The sequence below is a fragment of the Mycobacterium mantenii genome (assembly GCF_001667865.1).
GTDB lineage: Bacteria > Actinomycetota > Actinomycetes > Mycobacteriales > Mycobacteriaceae > Mycobacterium > Mycobacterium mantenii_A.
In genome coordinates, this window is record NZ_LZJP01000044.1 from 35,954 (window position 1) to 54,515 (window position 18,562).

The window sequence follows — 18,562 nt, forward strand, 5'->3', positions numbered from 1 at the left end:
ACAGTATTTGATACGATTCGCGGCGTCTGACCGCCCACAACAACGAGGTTGAGAAAATGGCCACTCCCGTCATTGTCGGAGCCGTCCGGACCGCGATCGGTCGTTCGTTCAAGGGCACGCTGGTCAACACGCCGCCCGAGACCCTGATCACCGCCGTCCTTCCCGAGGTGGTCCGCAGGTCGGGCGTCGACCCCCAAGATATCGACGACATCATCTTTGCCGAATCACATTACGGTGGTGGAGATCTCGCGCGTTACGCGGCGACCGCGACGGGCTTGGAGCACGTTCCCGGACAGTCGGTCAACCGGCACTGCGCGGGAAGTCTCACGGCCATCGGCAACGCCGCGGCGCAGATCGGCTCCGGCATGGAGCGCGTGCTGATCGCCGGCGGCGTGCAGTCGCTGTCGATGACGCCGCTGACCAACTGGCGCATCCCCGGGCCCGAACTGAAGTTCGAGGAGCGCTGGATGCCGCCGACGCACGTGGAGACCCCGGACGCGCCCGCGAAGGACATGTCGATCACCGTGGGCTGGAACACCGCTCAGGCGGTCGGCATCACGCGTGAGGAGATGGACGCCTGGGCGGCGCGCTCCCACGAGCGCGCCATCGCGGCAATGGACGCCGGCAAGTTCGTCGACGAGATCTTGCCGCTGAAGATCACCCAGTTTGACGGTTCGGTCACCGAGTTCGCCGTCGACGAGCATCCGCGCCGCGACACCACCGTCGAGAAGCTCGCCGGCCTCAAGGTGCTGCACCCCGAGATCGAGGGCTTCTCGATCACGGCTGGCAACAGCAGCGGCACCAACGACGCCGCGGCCGCGGTCGCGCTCGTCGACAGCGACTACGCCCAGGCCGAGAAGCTCAACGTGATGGGCACGGTCAGGGCGTGGGCTGCCGCGGGCGTACCGCCCCGCGACTGTGGTCTGGGCGCCGTCAAGGTCATCGGGAAGGTGTTGCAGCGGGCCGGACTGACTCCCAGCGATGTGGCGCTGTGGGAGATCAACGAAGCCTTCGCATCCGTGCCGATCGCGGCGTGCCGGGAATACGGGATCGACGAGGAGAAGGTGAACTTCTCCGGCAGCGGCTGCAGCCTCGGTCACCCCATCGCGGCCTCCGGTGCACGCATGGTGACCACCTTGGCCTACGAGCTGGCCCGCCGCGGCGGCGGCATCGGCGTCGCGGCGATGTGTGCCGGCGGCGGCCAGGGCGGCGCTGTCGTCATCGAGGTCTGAGCAACGCCTCAGGCGCGGCACCACCGGCTAGTTGCAGAACGTGTAGCCGATGAATTGGGTGCCGCGCGTGTCGCCGCTTGAGTAGTTGGCGAAGTGCACGGCCGGCTGTCCGTTGTACTGGGTGTTCATCTTCTGCACGTTCGGCGGCGGAACGCCTTTGGGGAAGGCCAATATCATGTCGGCGAAAATCTTCAAGCCGGCCTGGCAGATGGCTTCGCGCCGCGGGGGCTGCGGATTCCACGCGTGCACAATCACCGGTTCGGTCAGCTGAGAGCCCGCCGCACAATTCGGATCACAGAGCTTGAACAGCGCCGTGCCGGTCCCGTCCGCGCCCTGCGGTCCCCACGAACTCCACGACATGTCCTGCAGCGCAACGGCTACGCTGGCGCAACCCAACACGTTGAGCTTCCTCGGGCGCGCGACCGGCAGGACGGACGGGTTGTAGCAGCCCGGGATGGCGAAGCTCTCCGGCGCTGACGGCGACGGCTGGGTGCCGGGCGCCGTCGCGCTCCGGTGGCTGTGGGTCAGCTGCACGCCCACCACGATGAGGACCCCGATCAGCACGACGGCCGTCACGACCCAAGCCCCGATCAAACGCCCCCGCGAGGTGTGCCGCAACCGCCTCGATAAAGGGACGTTGGCGTTGCCGCTCACACCACCAGATTACGGACGAAATGTTTCCGGCAGGGCGGTGCCCACCCGGGGGACATGACAGGGTAAAGTTGGTCATCGCTACCAACATATTGAGGATTTCGTGGAGTTGCCGATGAATGACCATGATCTGGCCGCACGGTTGGCCGCCGAGGCCGGTCGGTTATTGCTCGGGGTCCGAGAAGAGTTCGCCGCTGCGGAAGCAGGTGACCGGAAAGCCGCGGGGGACAAGCGATCCCACGACCTTTTGATGGAGGCGCTTGCGGCGGAGCGGCCCGATGATGCGGTGCTGTCCGAGGAGGGCGCCGATGACCCGGTGCGATTGCGCTCGGAGCGCGTCTGGATCGTCGATCCGCTGGATGGCACGCGGGAATTCTCCGAGCTGGGACGCGACGACTGGGCGGTGCACGTCGCGCTCTGGCAGTCCGGTGAGTTGGTCGCCGGGGCCGTGGCGCTGCCGGCACAGGGCATCACGCTGGCGACCCCGGACGTCGATTTTCCTCCCGCCGCGCCGGGTAAGCCGCGCATCGTGGTTTCACGCACTCGTCCACCCGCCGTCGCTCTGAACGTGCGGGACGCGCTGGACGGCGTCCTGGTGGAGATGGGTTCCGCCGGCGCCAAGGTCGCCTCGATCGTCCAGGGGTTGTCCGATGTGTACGTGCACGCCGGCGGCCAGTACGAATGGGACTCGGCCGCGCCGGTGGCGGTGGCACGAGCCGCCGGGTTGCACACCTCTCGCATCGACGGGTCCGCCCTGGCGTACAACCAGCCCGACCCCAAGCTGCCGGACCTCGTGGTCTGCCGTCCCGAACTGGCGGAAGCCGTACTCGCGGCTACGCGCTGAATCTCGCGGTGCGGCACCGGTACTTTCCTGCGGCCAACCTCCAATATGGCTGTGGTGGAATCAATTCCGGTCCGCCGGGGGCGGCGGCGTCATGACCACCGGACCGATCCAGTGCCGCAGCATCGCCCGCAGTTCAGTCCCGGTGCGCTGCGGTGGGATCAGGACCATGGACTGAATGATGCGCAGCAGATACTCGACCAGATCGTCGAAGTCCACGCCGCGATAACCCAACGCCCCCCAGTCGATTCCGGTGTGCTGCAATAACACTCGTGACCGTGCGATCGCTTCGCCCATCACCATCTGCTGGCTGAGCAGGCGAGTCCGGTCGGTTTCCAGCAGCGTCATCAACAGGGGTTCTTGGGGTAGCCGCTCGACCAGATAGGCCACCGCCTCGACCAGCAGATCCACCGGGTCGTCGAGGCCCGACGTCAGGTCGGCGATGCGGGCCGTCCACCCGCCCAGGGCGACATCGCCGGCCGCCGTCACGAGTTCGTCGATGGTGTCGAAATAGCGATACACCGTGGGCCGGGTGATGCCCAGGTCGCCGGCGATGACGGAAAGACTTGTCCCTTGCGGGCCCCTGCGCTCCATGCTCCGGATGGCCGCGTCCACGATGCGCTTGCGCGCCTCCTGGTCGTCGGCCGGCGGCGCGCCGCCCCACCCTTTCCTGCCCATGAGAAAAGACCTCACCCCGTCCGGCGCTTATCCGGCCAACCATACAACGATTAGCGCGTTGTCAATTGGCTCCCGCCGCGACAAATGGCGGTCAACGCCCGCCGGTGGCGCTCAGAGCCAGGCCTGCTGCCACGACTGGATGCGTTCGGCCAGTTCGGGTCCGCGGTCCTCTTGAATGAAGTGGCTGGCGTTGATGCGTGCGTGCGGCTGGCCCGCGGCGCCGGGAATGTGCTTGATCAGGGCTCTGTCGGCCTGCCCGAGGATGGGATCGCGGGCTCCGAAGATGGCGAGGAACGGCTTTTCCCAGCGGCCGAGGGCATCCCAGGCCTTCCTGTTGGCCGGAATCGCCGGATCGGAGGGTGAGGTGGGCACCAGCTGAGGAAACGCGCGGGCGCCGGCCTGATAGGTCTTGTCGGGGAAGGGTGCGTCGTAGCCGGCCCGGACTTTCGACGGCACCCGGCGAACGGTCCCGGCGCTGACAAGGCGACCGGCGGGCAGGACGGGGGAGTAGCGCGCGAAGGCGCGCCAGGCGTAGAAGGCTGGCGGGGTGCGCCGTTGCGCCGTCGGGAGGAAACCGTTGGCCACCACCAGCCGCCCGACCCGGTCGGACTGCTCGGCGGCGATGCGCAGCCCGATCAGGGATCCCCAGTCCTGCACGAACAGCGTGACGTCCCTGAGGTTGAGGTGCGCGAACCACGACGTCACCCACTCCACGTGGCGCTGGTAGGTGTAATCCTCGACCTGGCTGGGTTTGTCCGAACGGCCGAAACCGATCAGATCGGGCGCGAGCACGCGGTTCCCGGCATCGGTCAAAGGCGGGATCATCGTGCGATAGAGGTAGCTCCACGTGGGCTCGCCGTGCAGCAGAACGATCGGCGGCCCTTCGATCGTGCCCTCGTCGAGGTAATGCATGCGAAGCGGCCGGGTGTCGCTCGCGGTTACGTCAAGGTAGTGCGCAACGAACGGGTAGTCCTCCAGGTTTTCGAATCGGGAGTCCGGGGTTCGCAGCACATGCATATCAGCTCCTCCGGTGAACCGGCACCCCTGATAGCCTCTCGCGCCGACGCGAATTCGTCTAGTAGCAGATTCATTGAGCTGGGCCTTGCGGACTACTAAACTCGCTAGTTCATGGCAATTCGGCGCGCGGTTCTACTCATAGCCGACATCGGCGGCTACACGAATTACATGCAATGGAACCGGACGCACCTTGCCCATGCCCAGCTTACGGTTGCGGGCCTGCTGGAGTCGGTCATCAACGCGGCCAAGGGTTTGAAGCTGGCCAAACTCGAGGGTGACGCCGCGTTCTTCTGGGCGCCGGACGGGCACGCCAATGTGGTGGTGTGCGACCGCCTGTCACGGATGCGCGCGTCGTTCCTGGAGCGGCGCGAGCGGATGAAAAACGACATCGCCTGCGAGTGTGCGAGTTGCGAACAGCTCGACAAGCTCTCACTCAAGTTCGTCGTGCACGTCGGCGAGGTGGCGGACCAGAAGGTGAAGCGCCACGTCGAGCTGGCCGGTGTCGACGTCATTCTCGTGCACCGAATGCTGAAAAACATGGTGCCGGTTGCCGAATACGTGTTGATGACCGATCCGGTCGCGGAATGCCTCGATGAGCCGATGCGCGAGCTGTGCTTGCCGTTGGTCCACGTCTTCGACGGAATTGGAGAGACGTCAACGCACTACATCGATCTTGGGGCGTTACGGGTCCCGGTCGCGACGCCGCGGCGCAGTTTTTTCCGCCGGCTCGGCGCGACGACGAAGTTCGAAATCGACGCCCTGCCGTTCGCGCTCGGCATGAAGGAGCCCGCCCAGGGGTTCCGCAACCTGGGCCGCGGCGCCGAGGAGATCTCCGCGTAGCCGAAAACCCTTGTGGCCGGGCGTCGGTCGACTACCGAGCGTCGGCCAGGGCCCGGCCCATACGCGATACCGCCTCGGCGAGAATGGCTCGCGAGGTGGCGAAGTTCAATCGCACGTGTCCGGCTCCGCCGGTTCCGAATACGTGGCCGGAACTGAGCGCCACCCGCGCGTGATCGAGGAACCAGCGGGCGGGCCCGGACAGGTCGGCAACCACCGCGAGACCATCGGTCACGTCTTCGTCGAAATCGAGTTCCCGGCAATCCAGCCACGCGAGGTAAGTGCCTTGCGGCCATTGATATTTCACCGCGGGAAGGTGTTCGGCGACCAAATCGCCCAGCAGTGTCCGGTTCTGGTCCAGGCCCTGCAGGGTCGCGTCAAGCCAGTCGCTGCCGGAGCGAAACGCCTCGGCATGGGCGATGACGCCGAGGTGACTGGGCCCATGACTGACCTCCTCCGGCATCCGGTTCAGGTCGGCGGCCGCCTCGGGGCCGGCGATGGCCAGCGCGGCTTTCAAGCCGGAAAGATTCCAGGCCTTCGACGCCGAGGTCAGGGCGAAGGCGTTCTCGGCCCCCGGGACGGTGAGAAAGGGGGTGAATTGCGATCCCGGCAAAATGACGGGTGCGTGGATCTCGTCGGAGACCACCCGGACACCGAAGCGCCGGGCGAGCTCCGCGACCTTACGAAGTTCGTCGGCGGTATGCACCGATCCGGTCGGGTTGTGCGGATTGCACAGCAGGTAGGCGACCTTCGCGTCGTTGGCCGCCCCCGCCCGGGCCCGGACGAAGGCATCTTCCAAGGTGTCGAGGTCAATTCGCCCTTCGGCCAGCGGCGCCTCGATGACGCGGCGGCCGTCGTGCGCCACGAATGCGTAGAACGGCGCGTAGACCGGCGGGTTGACGATGACGGCGTCACCGCGATCGGTGACCAGGCGCAACACCTCGACGATGCCGAGCATGACGTCGGGAACGAGCGCGGTGCGGCTCACGTCCAGGCCATGCCACTGCCAATGCCGCCCGGCGAAGTCGCTGACCGCTTCCGCCAGCGCCGTTCCGCACGGGTATCCGGTGTCGCCGCGGTCGATGGCCGTCCGCAGCGCCTCGGCCACCGTCGGGGCCAGGTTGACGTCCATCTCCGCGACCCACAGCGGCAGCACGTCGGAAGGATGCGCGCGCCATTTCATGCTGGTGCGCAGTCGCAGTTGCTCTAGCGTCAATTCCTCGAGTGGGTTAAACGTCACTTCGGCAGACTAAGCCGCGGGTGCAGGCGTTCTTACGTCGTGGCGAACGCGTGCGTGGGGATCGTCAGCGGGAGGTCCACCGAACTCAGCAATCCGGGCTGGGCGGCAACGACATACGGCACGGCGTTGACGACGCGCATCGCGGTGGCGACCATGGCGCCCGCCCCGGAGGTCATCCCGCCGATACCGGCCTTGCCGGGGTCCTTCAGCGTCGCCGCCAGGGTGCAGTCGATGTCCGGGTCGCCACTGATCTGGACGCGGTAGGACAGGTCGCCGATTCCTTCCGGCCAGTCCGGGGCGACGTCGTGCGCGAGCCGCGTGACGTGCTCGATGACGATCGCCTCCCGGCCGTCGACCACGCCCGTCGCCCGCATGCGCAGCGCGCCGCAGGTGCCGGCCTCGACGGTGCCCATGGCGACCTCCAGCGTCCGGTTGGTGAGCGCGCGGTCGAAGAACTCGCGAACTTCCTGGACTTCGACCCCCAGCGCGTCGCCGATCAACCGGATCTGGCCCTGCCATTCGCCGGCGATGGCGCCGGGGTAGCCGATCCAGGGCTGGTAGTCGAGCGGGCGACCGAATCCCAGTGCGTCGCTCATGATGTCGGGCACCCCGTAGTCGTCGTACAGGCCAATCTCCCACGCATGAATCTTGTCGATCGACGACGACTGGGTGGATAGCACCAGCGGCAGATAGTCGGCGGCGAAGCCGGGCTCGATTCCCGACGCATACAGCGAAGCATGGCCCTGCTTGGCGGCGGCGACGAGTTGGTCGCGCCACTCCGCGGGCTCGTAGGCGTGCGGGTTGACCAACCGCGTGGTGCTGGTCGTTACGACGTTGATCCCGGCCCCGAGCAGCTGGACGTAATCGGGGATGGCCAGCGCATCGCGCTCCGGCCCGCTGGCCGCGTAGATGACACAGTCGGGTTTGAGCGCGATCAGCGCCTCCGCGTCATTGGTGGCTTTCAGCCCGATCGGCTCGCCGCCGGCCAGCTCGCCGGCATCCTTGCCGTCTTTGTCCGGGGAGTGCACCCACACCCCGACCAGATCCAGATTGGGCCGCCGTTGGATGGTGCGGATCGCGATCGAACCGATCCCGCCCGTCGCCCAGACCACCACGCGTTGTGCCGTCATCTTGTTCCTCCTCAGGTGCGTGCGCGATGAAAGCTGAGGCGGCCGTTGCCCTTACGCCGGCAGTTACCCAACGTTCGACTCGGAAGCTAACAGCCGCTGTGCCGCACGGTCAAGGGTTTAAGAGAGTAAGTACTATCCTAATGAACAAATCTTAGGTTAATCTGCCGGGTGTGAGGGTAGACCGAAGTTTTGCCCGCCTCCGAGCGACATTTCACGGCGGCCCACGCTGATGTTCACACTTAGGTTCGACATGCGCGCTCCCGAGTGGGCTGCATCGGCCACCGATCTGTACGCGGCGGCCATCGACATGTGCGAGCGGGCCGAGACGCGGGGCGCCGCGCTGGCGGTGCTCTCCGAGCACCATGGGGCCGCCGACGGTCATCTGCCCGCGCCGCTGACGCTGGCGTCGGCGATCGCGGCCCGGACGCGCACGCTGGCGATCCTGCTGGCCGCGGTGCCGATTCCGTTGTGGGATCCCGTCCGGCTCGCCGAAGAGATCAGCGTGCTGGACCTGATCAGCAAGGGGCGGGTGTCCTACGCGTTCGGTGTGGGACATCGACGCGAGGAATACGAGCACTTCGGCATCGACATGACCACGCGTGGTCGGGCCGCTGACGAGATGCTGGACGTGCTCGGTCCGCTGGTGCGCGGTGAGCCCGTCGAATATCGGGGGCGCACGGTCCACGTCACCCCGCCGTGCGGATCGCCCAACGGACCCATGGTGCTCATTGCCGGCGGCAGCAAGGCCGCCGCACGGCGGGCGGGCCGCCACGGCCTGGGCTTCATCTCCCAGACCGCCTCGCCGGGCCTCAAGGAGTACTACGAGGACCAGTGCCGCGCGCACGGACACGAACCCGGGATCGTCCAGTTTCCCCAATCAGGCGCACCGACAGCGGTTTTCGTCGCTGACGACGTCGATGAAGCCTGGGATGAGCTGGGACCGCACCTGTTGCACGACGCCAAGACGGCGGCCTCCTACCGGCCGCATGACGATTCGGTGGCCAGCATCACCCGTGCCGACAGCGTGGCGGCGCTTCGCGAGGACGGCGGCCCGTACCGCATCTTCACGGCCGGCGAGGCGATCGACTACGTGCGTGCCGGGCGACTGCTGCCGCTGCACCCGCTCTGCGGCGGCATCGCACCGGAGGTGGCGTGGCCCTATCTCGAGCGGGCCGCGGCCGCCGTTGCGGACGACCAGTGAGGAGAGTGCCCATGCGTGTTGTCGTTTGGTCGACCGGGGGAGTCGGCTCGAACGCGATCGATGCCATTCGGCGTCGGCCGGATCTGGAACTTGTTGGCGTGTGGGTGCATTCACCCGACAAGGTCGGCAAGGACGCCGGCGAGCTGGCCGGCGGCGAACCGCTGGGGCTGCCGGCCACCAACGATGCCGACGCGCTGATCGCTCTCAAGCCGGACTGCGTGGTGTACGCGGCCAGCGGGCCCGACCGCGACGGCGCGGCCGTACCCGACTACGTGCGCCTGCTGGCGGCGGGCATCAACGTGGTGTCGACGTCGTCGACCAGCCTGGTGTACCCGCCGTCCTATTTCGCGCCCCTCTGGCGCGACGAGCTGGACGCGGCGGCCAAAAGCGGCCAGGCGTCGTTCTACGCGTCGGGCATCTTCCCCGGGTTCGCTTCCGATCAGCTCGCGTTGCTGATGACGACCCAGTCCAAGCGCATCCGCCGGATCACGGCCAGCGAGGTCGCGCTCAACGATCACTACCCGGTGGCCGACGTGATGATGGACGGGATGGGCTTTGGCCGGCCGCTGGATTTCGAGCCGATGCTGAAGACGCCGGGATTCATCGAATTGGCATGGAAGGCACCGATTTACCTCATCGCGGAGGGTCTCGGTGTCGAGGTGGAGGAGATCCGGGGTTCGCTCGGCCGTGAGCTGACCGACCGCGACATCGAGGTCGCCTTCGGCACGGTCAAGGCGGGCACCTGCGGTGCGGTGCGCACCCGCGCCGCGGGAGTGGTCAACGGCCGTGAGGCCATCGTGATCGAGCACATCATTCGGATGGCGCGCGATGTCGCCCCCGACTGGCCGACGTCGGAGTGTGACGCCACCTATCGGGTCGACATCGAAGGAGATCCCGACATCCACTGCGAGATGACGCTGGGGGAGACGGCGGGCCACGGGGCGGGGCGGGCCGCGATGGCGTCGACGGCGATGCGCGTCGTCAACGCGATCCCGTACGTCGTCGACGCGCCCCCGGGCCTGCTCAGCTCGCTGGACATTCCGACCACGCTGCCGCTTTACGCCTTCGACTGAACGTGTAACGTACGTCGCAAAGCTTGGGCCAGCGAGGAGTTTGCCGTGTACACACTGCGCTTCGACATGCGCGATCCCGAATGGGCCGCGCCCCCAACCGATCTGTACGCCGCGGCACCCGACATGTGTGCCTGGGCCGAAGAACACGGCGGTCTGGCCGCCGTGCTGTGCGAGCACCACGGGTCCGAGGACGGCTACCTGCCGTCACCGTTTCTGCTGGCCTCGGCGGTGGCCGCGCGAACGCAACGGCTGGCGCTCAGCCTGATCCTGATCCTTCCGTTCTACGAGACCGTCCGCCTCGCCGAGGACATGGCGGTCCTGGACATCCTCAGCAACGGGCGGGCGTCGTACATCCTGGCCCTGGGCTACCGGCCCGAGGAGTTCGAGCACTTCGGTGTCCCGATCAAGAAACGCGGTCGTGTCTGCGACGAGAAGCTCGCGCTGTTGCGGCGACTGCTGGCCGGCGAAACCGTCGTCGAAGATGGACGGCGCATCACCGTGACACCGCGCCCCCTGACCCCAGGCGGGCCGGGACTGATGTGGGGCGGGGGAACGGTCGCCGCGGCCCGCCGGGCCGGCCGGTACGGCCTGGGCATGCTGGGCAACGCCAACGCGCCGGGCATGCAGGAGGCCTACGAAGAGGCGTGCCGCGAGCACGGCCATCAGCCGGGGCCGACGATGTTTCCCGACCGCAACACGCCCTCGGTCGTGTTCGTCGCCGACGACCTGGATCAGGCGTGGAAGGAGATCGGCGAGCATCTGCTGCACGACGTGAAAACCTACGCCGCGTGGAATCCGGGGGACGAGACGACGGCCGGCTTCTCGCACGTGAACACGGTCGACGAACTGCGCGAGACGGGCACATCGCACGTGATTATCTCTGTCCCCGAGGCGATTTCGCGGGTGAAAGCGGGCCAGGTGCTCAACCTGTCGCCGCTGTGTGGCGGGCTGCCGCCGGACATCGCGTGGCCGTATCTGCAGCGGGTGGGCGAAGTGGTGCTGCCCGAGGCGCTCGGCTGACGGCTACTCCTCGCCGAACCGATCGACGAGGTGTGAGTTGACGCCGTCGGCGTCAAGCCGGCGCGCCACCAGGTAACCCGCGCCCACCCAGGCGCGGCGAGACCAGTTACCGAACGACACCCGTGTTCCCGGGGCGCCGGACGCCGCCGGCATCATCTTGACGCGTTCGAGCGCCTCCTTCACCCCGCGCGGACTCAACGGGTGAGCGTCGGCGAGCGCCCGCAGCAGCGTGTGCGCGACATCTCGATTCACCACCGGCACACACCATTCCGGCCGCCGACCGTAGGCCGCGTCGTAGTCGTCGAGGAAGCTCTGCCCGACCGTGTTGCCCTCGTCGTACTGGTCGACCCCGGTCCAGCCCATGAAAGCGTTCCACATGATCGGATTGAGCCAGGCGTTCTGAAAAGCGGTGCCGCAGAACCGGGGCGGATCCCAGCCCAGCCCCTGCAGCGCCGGGTTGACGAACACGATCCCGAAGCCGAATCCGCAATGCACGATCGCCTGCGCCTTGGCGTCATGCAGTGCCCGGACCGCGGCCGTCACGTCCCCGGCGGTCTGGGCGATCGACGACTCGGCGACGATCCGAATACCCCTGCGCCGGCACGCATCCCGGAAATTCTTCAGATAGGCCTCGCCGACCAGCGACTGCTCGACGAGCACGCCCACCTCGGTGTGACCGCCCTTGGCCAGCAGGTCGGACCAGAAAATCGGCTCGTCGGTATGCGAGCCCATCGGAAACGCGAAGAACCACTCGCCGAGCGCGGCGTCGGAACCGGTCACGCTGATGCAGGGGACCTTGAAACGCTCCTCGATCGCTTCGCGGGCCGGGATCGCGTTGTCGCCGATATTCGGGCCGAAAACGGCCAGACAGCCCTCGTCGCACAACTCACCGTAGGCGTCGATGACCGCCTTGACCGACCCCTTGGGCAGACCCTCCACTTCGCGGTAGATGATCTCGATCGGCCGATCGATCAACCCTTGCTCGACGCCCTTCTTGAAAACCAAATCGAACGGCTGCGTCAGGTCCTGGAAGTACGTTTGCGGAAAGCCCTCGGGCAGGAGGAAGTCCATCAAATAGCCGATCTTGATCGGCTGGGCGGTGCTCTCGTAACCCACTGGGCCTCCCGCTTACTTGGGTTGGTTCGGTACGCCGGGGTACAGCTGCTCCGTTGGGCCTGCAGTCACCCAGCCGCCCAGCTTGGTAATGAGGTGGGGCGCAAAGACCGCGCCGTATACCAGGTGTCCGACGACGATAGCGGCCACGACCGATAGCACCGCAGACTGCCCGCGGCTCTTCGATCTCTTGTCGGCCCACATGTCGATGACGTTTCGTCCTTGTTCATCGGTGCGTCCAAGCAGATACGTGAAGAGCATCATCTGGATGCCCATGGCCAGCGAGTCGTACAGCGGGTATTGGTGCTTGGTGCCCTCGAAGATCGCGAGGCCGGGAATCACGTAGCCGTAGTAGAAGTTGCCGAGCTGGGCCCCGGTGTAGCCGTTGAAAAACAGTGCCCAGCAGAAACCGACAACAAGACCGACCACGAGCAGGGTAATTGGCCTGCGCCAGTTGAACTTTGCGCTCAGCCACCGCCCGAGAGCGGCTCCGGTGACGGCGGGAATGATGAAGTAGGAGACGTAGCCGATCGGGACGGCGAGAGGCAACCCGCCCCACGTCACGTTCAACGGCCACCAGGACGGCATGCGGGGCAGCCCGGGCGGAAACTGTGCGTACATCGCCCAGTCGTAGGGCGACTCGATCCAGGAGAACGAGATCGCCGAGATGCCAAGAAGCAACAGCGGGTGGATGCGGCGGCGACGATAGCTCAGGTAGATCCCGATGATCAAGAACGCGATGCTCGCGACGTAGGAAAAGTACTGAGCCCCGGCCATCACCGGCGTCATCTCGGTTTTCACTGGCGGCCCTCGTCGCGCGGCGCGCGCCGTGCCTCGGGATCGAAGCGCAGCACCAGCCCGAAAATCAGGACGATCAGCCCGAACAGCGTGCCGAGCATGATGACAGCGCCCACGGTCGCACCCCTTCCGACAAAGCCTTAAGGTAGTGGATACTATCTTAGGTAGATAGCGGATACTATCCCCAAAGAAGGGCCGTTTCGACGGGAGTGGACCTCGGTGCCCCAGCGAGCAACTAGGCAGGCGATACCGGCTACGGTGGCGCGTCGGCCCCGTGGGGAGCCGCGCAGACTGCTGCTCGACGCCGCCCGGGCACTGTTCGCCCGCCAGGACTATCGCAGCACCACGACCCGCGAAATCGCCCAGGCCGCCGGGGTCACCGAACACCTGCTGTTCCGCAACTTCGGTTCGAAGGCGGCGCTGTTCCGCGAGGCACTTGTGGTGCCCTTCGTGAGCTTCGTAGACCAATTCGGTCAGACCTGGCAGTCCGTCGTTCCCGAGGAGACCGACGAGCAGGAGCTGACGCGGCAGTTCGTATCGCAGCTCTACGACGTGTTCGTCGAACACAAGGGTCTGCTGCTGACATTGATGGCGTCAGAGACGCTCAGCGACGAGGAGCAGGCCGACGCGGGCATTGCCGAGATCCGGCGGGCGATCACGGTGCTCGGCCAGATCAGCGTCGAAGGCATGCAGTTGCGGGGGTTGCGGTCGGACCACCCCGACCTGCCCGCGCATTCGACGGTGTCGATGATCGCCGGGATGGCCGCCCTGCGTTCGACCTACTTCGGGAACAGGCAACCGCCGCGAGAGGTGATCGTCGAGGAACTCGTTCAAGCACTTCTGCACGGCTTCTTGCACCGCAACGATTGAGTTAGGGATCCGACCATGACAAGCCCCAGCGCCGTCGAGTTGTATTACGACCCATTCGATGTCGAGATCGACTCGAACCCATACCCGGTGTGGAAGCGGATGCGCGAGGAAGCGCCGCTGTACTACAACGAGAAGTACAACTTCTACGCGCTCAGCCGATATTACGACGTGGTGCGCGAACTACCGAACTGGGAGACGTACCGCTCCGGCCGCGGCACCACCGCCGACATCTTGTTCGCGAACATCGAAGTGCCCCCGGGTATTCTGCTGTTCGAGGATCCGCCGCTGCACGATCTGCACCGCAAACTGCTGTCCCGTGTTTTCACGCCCCGGCGCATGCTGGCGGTGGAGGACCTGGTGCGTGGGTTCTGCGTCCGCGAGCTCGACCCGCTGGTCGGCGGGAGCGGTTTCGATTTCATCGCCGACCTCGGCGCGATGATGCCGATGCGCACCATCGGATACCTCTTAGGCATTCCCGAGGCGGATCAGGAGAAGATCCGGGACCAAAGCGTCGCCAACATCGAAATGACCAAGGACAGCGACCCCGCCGCGGTCGATGCGAGTGTGTTCGCGAATTCCATCGCGTTGTTCGCCGAGTACATCGAGTGGCGGGCCAGTAACCCCTCCGACGACCTGATGACCGAACTGTTGCGGGCCGAGATCGACGAACCCGACGGCACGCGGCGTCCCCTGTCGCGGACCGAGGTGCTGTCCTACACCGCGATGATCGCCGGCGCCGGCAACGAAACCACCGCCCGTTTAATCGGTTTCATGGGCCAGCTGTTGTCGGATCACCCGGATCAACGCCGCGAGCTCGTCGCGGATCCGACGCTGATCCCCGGCGCGATCGAGGAGACGCTGCGCTACGAGCCGCCGTCACCGGTGCAGGCTCGCTACGTCGCGCGCGATGCCGAGCACTACGGTCGCAAGGTTCCCGAAGGGTCGTTCATGCTCCTGCTGAACGCCTCGGCGAACCGGGACGAGAGCCACTTCCCGGATGCGGATCGCTACGACATCCACCGCCGCGGCAGCCATCTCAGCTTCGGGCAGGGCCTGCACTTCTGTCTCGGTTCGGCGCTGGCGCGGCTCGAGGCGCGGGTGGCCTTCGAAGAGGTCCTCAAACGCTGGCCCGACTGGGAAGTCGACTATGCGAACGCCCAACGGGCGCACACCGCCAGCGTGCGCGGGTGGGCCCGCCTGCCGGTCCTCGTCAGGTAGGGCGCGCCGAGTGTGCGGCTGGCCGCACACTCGAGCCCGAACGTGCGGCTGGCCGCACACTCGCGGTGTCAGCGGCTAGGTGTCGCTCTGGTCCACCAACACCGGGCCGTCGGGCTGATTGCCCAACGTCTGCAACGGAATATCCCCACCTTCGGCGGTGAGGCGCACGATCTGGGCCAGGTGCCCCGGGGCGTCGCACTGCAGGTAGTGGTCGGCGCCGGGCACCACCCAGTAGCGGTTGCGGCCCGGCTTGTTCTTCAGATACGCCTGCCAGACGTGGTTGGGAACCCGCAGCGGTGCCACGTTGTCGTGCACGCCCCACACCACCGTCGTGTTGACGTCGCTGACGGAAAGTGACTCCAGCCAACCGGTTTCGTCCGCCGCGCGCTCGTGAAGATATTGAATGGTGTCGGGCAGCACGCGAATGCCGTCGTTGTGGGCGAAGCATTTCGCCAGCGCCGCGATCTCGGGATCGTCCAGCGTGCGTCGTGGCATGAACGTGCTCGCGCCCATGCCGGCCGCCAGCATCTCGGGCGTCGCCGCCGCCGCGGTGGCTCGCGCGGTCGCCGGGTCGAGCAGCGCGGTCTGAAACGCGGTGAGGTTGGACAGCGGAAGGAAGATGTTGGCGTTGGTCAGTATCAGGTCGAGGGGCACGGCCGGCGGATCCTGTGCGGCCAGCATGCCCAGCGCGATCATGCCGACGCTGCTGCCTCGGTCATGGGTGAGCATGCGGTATTCGGTCAGCTTCCACACCTCGATGATCGCGTGGACGAGCAGGCGCGCGTCGTCGTAGAGCGAATACACATACGGCTCGGGTGGTTTGTCGGACAGCCCGTAACCGGGAAAATCCAACAGGTAGATGTCGAACTCCGCGCTCAACTCACTCGCCAGCGCGAAGTAGTCGATGCTGCTGGTCGGAAATCCGTGCACCAGCACCAGGGCGGGCGCACCCGGAGTGCCGCAGCGGCGACTAAACACCGCGACCTCGGTGCGATCGTTGGCGGCTGTTGTCGAGCGCCAACGAAGCTCGGTGCCGCCGTCTTTCCACTGCGTGAAGATGTCCAAGCTTGTCAGCATCGCAGAGGTGGTCGCGGCAGACAACTACGCGTTTACGGGCACGTCACGTGAACGCCGAAAGTCACATCCCTCAACCCACTTTGGCCGGGTGTCGTCGCCTGGCCCGTCCCGGTCACCGTGTAGCTCTTGCCGTCCTTGGTCGCTTGGACCTGATTCGGTGACTTGGTTCCCTGGTAGGGCAGTTGGTACTGGCCGTTGTCCATTTTCAGCGAGATCCCGAATCCATCGATGGCGGGCGGTTGTTCGTCGGAGACGGCCAGCGACACCGACGTCGAATCGTCATGCACGTTGATCCGGGTGGTGAGGTCACCCGATTCCGGGGGAGACGCATTCGGTTGCGCCGCCGATCGAGTGCAGTCCACAGCGGCGATGATCGTGTGCTTGTTCCCATCGATCATGACGGTCGTGCTTGCCAACGCCGGACCTGAACTCGTGGTGGCAGCCGGGTGATCGCCCTTGCTGGAGCAGGCCGGCAGCCCGGCCCCCAACGCCACCAGGGCGAGCGCGGTGGCCGCGCGAACGACCCGCCGCTGACCGCGGCGGCTGTCGGGATTGGTCATGGCACCCCCTTTGACTAGGACGTCACGAGGACTATAGGGCCCGTTCGTTTCCCTTACCTGACTAAAACCGGAGCACGGGAAAAACGCCACCACTAGCGCCTTGATTCGATACATGCTTATATAGATGTATGTCGAATCAATCCGAGGTGGCGTGTTGCCCGGCGTTGGGGGCGGCCGCCTTGGCCGAGCCGCACGCCGTGGAGCTGGCGGCGATGTTCAAGGCGCTCAGCGATCCCGTGCGGCTGCGACTGCTGAGTCTGATCGCCAGCCACCCCGGTGGCCAGGCGTGCGTCTGCGAAATCTCCCAGACGTTCGACGTTTCGCAGCCGACGATCTCCCACCACCTCAAGACGCTGCGCTCGGCGGGGCTGTTGGACTGTGAACGACGCGGTACCTGGGTCTACTACTGGGTAATTCCCGCTGCATTACAACAACTTTCGTCGGTGCTGAGCGTCGACGCACCAGTGGCCGCGGGATGCGGGTCATGACCCAGACGCGGATCGGCACCGGCTCGCCGCTAAGCGCCCGGCTCTCGACGTTGGACCGATTCCTGCCGGGGTGGATCGCGATCGCCATGGTGGCGGGCCTGCTGCTCGGCCGGCTCATCCCAGGCCTGGGACGGGCGGTGGGCGCCGTTGCGGTCGACGGGATCTCGTTGCCCATCGCGATCGGGCTGCTGGTGATGATGTACCCGGTGCTGGCCAAAGTGCGCTACGACCGGCTGGGCACCGTGACCGCGGACCGCAAATTGATGGTGACGTCGCTGGTGCTGAACTGGCTGGTCGGGCCCGCCGTGATGTTCGCCTTGGCCTGGCTGATGCTGCCGGACCTGCCGGAGTACCGCACGGGCCTGATCATCGTGGGGCTGGCGCGCTGCATCGCGATGGTCATCATCTGGAACGACCTCGCGTGCGGGGACCGCGAAGCCGCCGCCGTACTGGTCGCGCTGAATTCGATCTTCCAGGTCGTCATGTTCGCCGCTCTGGGGTGGTTCTACCTGTCGGTGCTGCCGGGTTGGCTGGGACTCGACACGACGGGCATCGATGTATCCGCCTGGCAGATCGCGAAATCCGTGCTGATCTTCCTGGGCATACCGCTGCTGGCCGGATACCTGTCGCGTCGTCTGGGCGAGCGCGCCAAAGGCCGCGGTTGGTATGAGAGTCGGTTCCTGCCCCGGATCGGCCCCTGGGCGTTGTACGGGTTGCTGTTCACCATCGTCATCCTCTTCGCGCTCCAAGGCCACCAAATCACCTCCCGGCCCTGGGATGTCGCCCGAATTGCGTTGCCGCTGCTGGCGTACTTCGCGATCATGTGGGCCGGGGGATACGCGCTGGGAGTGCTGCTGCGGCTCGGGTACGCGCGCACCACCACCCTGGCGTTCACCGCCGCCGGAAACAACTTCGAGCTGGCGATCGCGGTGGCGATCGCCACCTACGGCGCCGCCTCGGGCCAGGCCCTGGCCGGTGTGGTCGGACCGCTGATCGAAGTCCCGGTCTTGGTCGCACTGGTCTACGTCTCGTTGGCGCTGCGACCGCGGCTGTTCGGTGCGGCCGGGAGTTCCTCGGCCGGCGCCGACAGGCCCAGCGTCCTGTTTGTCTGTGTGCACAACGCCGGCCGGTCGCAGATGGCCGCGGCGTTGCTAAGTCACCTGGCAGGCGACCGCATCGACGTGCGCTCCGCGGGAACGGAGCCCGCCGATCACATCAATCCCGCGGCGGTGGCGGTGATGGCCGAATGGGGCATCGACATCACCGACACCCCGAAAATTCTCACCGCCGACGCGGTACAGACGAGTGACATCGTGATCACCATGGGTTGCGGTGACACCTGCCCGTACTTCCCGGGGGTCTCCTACCGCGACTGGCGCCTGCGCGATCCTGCCGGGCAGCCGGTCGAGACGGTGCGGGCCATCCGTCAGGACATCGCCGAGCATGTTCGTGCTCTCATCGCAGAGCTGCTCGGGACCACCATGACCATCCAGACACCCGTCACGAAAGGAAAATGAT

The 18,562-nt window shown here is 66.3% G+C and carries 19 protein-coding genes; 10 read left to right on the forward strand and 9 right to left on the reverse strand.

Annotated features, from left to right (window positions below; translation table 11 throughout):
* Positions 1–56: 56 nt before the first annotated feature.
* A complete protein-coding gene (locus A5688_RS07515) occupies positions 57–1,232 on the forward strand; it encodes a thiolase family protein (protein WP_067838434.1) in 1,176 nt (391 codons plus the stop codon).
* Positions 1,233–1,259: 27 nt separating this feature from the next.
* Here the strand turns inward: A5688_RS07515 and A5688_RS07520 are convergent, their stop codons facing one another.
* Positions 1,260–1,850, reverse strand: a complete 591-nt coding sequence (locus A5688_RS07520) for a hypothetical protein (RefSeq protein WP_431602699.1) — start codon at positions 1,848–1,850, stop codon at positions 1,260–1,262.
* A 148-nt stretch (positions 1,851–1,998) separates the two neighbouring features.
* Here A5688_RS07520 and A5688_RS07525 point away from each other — a divergent pair, with 148 nt between their 5' ends.
* Positions 1,999–2,727 (forward strand): 3'(2'),5'-bisphosphate nucleotidase CysQ, encoded by a 729-nt coding sequence (locus tag A5688_RS07525; RefSeq protein WP_067914492.1) that lies wholly within the window; start codon positions 1,999–2,001, stop codon positions 2,725–2,727.
* Positions 2,728–2,787: 60 nt separating this feature from the next.
* Here the strand turns inward: A5688_RS07525 and A5688_RS07530 are convergent, their stop codons facing one another.
* On the reverse strand, positions 2,788–3,402 hold the full coding sequence (locus A5688_RS07530; protein ID WP_067838430.1) for a TetR/AcrR family transcriptional regulator: 615 nt from the start codon (positions 3,400–3,402) through the stop codon (positions 2,788–2,790).
* 111 nt (positions 3,403–3,513) lie between these two features.
* Entirely contained in the window at positions 3,514–4,419 is a 906-nt protein-coding gene (locus A5688_RS07535; protein WP_067838428.1) for a haloalkane dehalogenase, read from the reverse strand.
* 111 nt (positions 4,420–4,530) lie between these two features.
* Between A5688_RS07535 and A5688_RS07540 the strand changes: the two genes are divergently transcribed.
* Positions 4,531–5,259 (forward strand): DUF2652 domain-containing protein, encoded by a 729-nt coding sequence (locus tag A5688_RS07540; RefSeq protein ID WP_067838419.1) that lies wholly within the window; start codon positions 4,531–4,533, stop codon positions 5,257–5,259.
* A gap of 31 nt (positions 5,260–5,290) precedes the next feature.
* Here the strand turns inward: A5688_RS07540 and A5688_RS07545 are convergent, their stop codons facing one another.
* The gene (locus tag A5688_RS07545; RefSeq protein ID WP_067914449.1) at positions 5,291–6,496 is read right to left on the reverse strand and encodes a MalY/PatB family protein; all 1,206 of its coding nucleotides are present in this window, start codon (positions 6,494–6,496) and stop codon (positions 5,291–5,293) included.
* Between the two features lie 32 nt (positions 6,497–6,528).
* Positions 6,529–7,626 (reverse strand): NAD(P)H-dependent amine dehydrogenase family protein, encoded by a 1,098-nt coding sequence (locus A5688_RS07550; RefSeq protein ID WP_068268108.1) that lies wholly within the window; start codon positions 7,624–7,626, stop codon positions 6,529–6,531.
* A gap of 229 nt (positions 7,627–7,855) precedes the next feature.
* On the opposite strand from A5688_RS07550, the gene A5688_RS07555 reads away from it, so the two are divergent.
* Genes A5688_RS07555 through A5688_RS07565 form a run of 3 tightly spaced genes read left to right on the forward strand, consistent with a single transcriptional unit; the run spans position 7,856 to position 10,920 of the window.
* On the forward strand, positions 7,856–8,827 hold the full coding sequence (locus tag A5688_RS07555; protein WP_067913970.1) for an LLM class flavin-dependent oxidoreductase: 972 nt from the start codon (positions 7,856–7,858) through the stop codon (positions 8,825–8,827).
* 11 nt (positions 8,828–8,838) lie between these two features.
* Positions 8,839–9,900, forward strand: a complete 1,062-nt coding sequence (locus A5688_RS07560) for an NAD(P)H-dependent amine dehydrogenase family protein (RefSeq protein WP_068268109.1) — start codon at positions 8,839–8,841, stop codon at positions 9,898–9,900.
* A gap of 45 nt (positions 9,901–9,945) precedes the next feature.
* Positions 9,946–10,920 (forward strand): LLM class flavin-dependent oxidoreductase, encoded by a 975-nt coding sequence (locus A5688_RS07565; protein ID WP_067912626.1) that lies wholly within the window; start codon positions 9,946–9,948, stop codon positions 10,918–10,920.
* Positions 10,921–10,923: 3 nt separating this feature from the next.
* Here A5688_RS07565 and A5688_RS07570 read toward each other — a convergent pair whose 3' ends face one another.
* Positions 10,924–12,036 (reverse strand): ABC transporter substrate-binding protein, encoded by a 1,113-nt coding sequence (locus A5688_RS07570; RefSeq protein ID WP_067912623.1) that lies wholly within the window; start codon positions 12,034–12,036, stop codon positions 10,924–10,926.
* Between the two features lie 12 nt (positions 12,037–12,048).
* On the reverse strand, positions 12,049–12,834 hold the full coding sequence (locus A5688_RS07575; RefSeq protein WP_120312495.1) for a spirocyclase AveC family protein: 786 nt from the start codon (positions 12,832–12,834) through the stop codon (positions 12,049–12,051).
* Positions 12,835–13,050: 216 nt separating this feature from the next.
* Between A5688_RS07575 and A5688_RS07580 the strand changes: the two genes are divergently transcribed.
* Both A5688_RS07580 and A5688_RS07585 read left to right on the forward strand, forming a co-directional pair.
* Positions 13,051–13,701 (forward strand): TetR/AcrR family transcriptional regulator, encoded by a 651-nt coding sequence (locus tag A5688_RS07580; RefSeq protein ID WP_067912620.1) that lies wholly within the window; start codon positions 13,051–13,053, stop codon positions 13,699–13,701.
* 15 nt (positions 13,702–13,716) lie between these two features.
* Positions 13,717–14,919, forward strand: coding sequence for a cytochrome P450 (locus A5688_RS07585; RefSeq protein ID WP_067912618.1), 1,203 nt, complete (start codon positions 13,717–13,719; stop codon positions 14,917–14,919).
* Between the two features lie 75 nt (positions 14,920–14,994).
* Here A5688_RS07585 and A5688_RS07590 read toward each other — a convergent pair whose 3' ends face one another.
* Positions 14,995–15,984 carry an alpha/beta fold hydrolase gene (locus A5688_RS07590; protein WP_067912632.1) on the reverse strand — a complete coding sequence of 330 codons (990 nt, stop codon included), beginning with the start codon at positions 15,982–15,984 and terminating at the stop codon, positions 14,995–14,997.
* 44 nt (positions 15,985–16,028) lie between these two features.
* On the reverse strand, positions 16,029–16,556 hold the full coding sequence (locus A5688_RS07595; protein WP_067835574.1) for a lipoprotein LpqH: 528 nt from the start codon (positions 16,554–16,556) through the stop codon (positions 16,029–16,031).
* 128 nt (positions 16,557–16,684) lie between these two features.
* Between A5688_RS07595 and A5688_RS07600 the strand changes: the two genes are divergently transcribed.
* Both A5688_RS07600 and arsB read left to right on the forward strand, forming a co-directional pair.
* Positions 16,685–17,044, forward strand: a complete 360-nt coding sequence (locus A5688_RS07600; RefSeq protein ID WP_067835571.1) for an ArsR/SmtB family transcription factor — start codon at positions 16,685–16,687, stop codon at positions 17,042–17,044.
* On the forward strand, positions 17,041–18,561 hold the full coding sequence (arsB, locus tag A5688_RS07605; protein ID WP_120312497.1) for an ACR3 family arsenite efflux transporter: 1,521 nt from the start codon (positions 17,041–17,043) through the stop codon (positions 18,559–18,561). The genes A5688_RS07600 and arsB overlap by 4 nt, the downstream gene beginning before the upstream one ends.
* Position 18,562 lies beyond the last annotated feature (1 nt).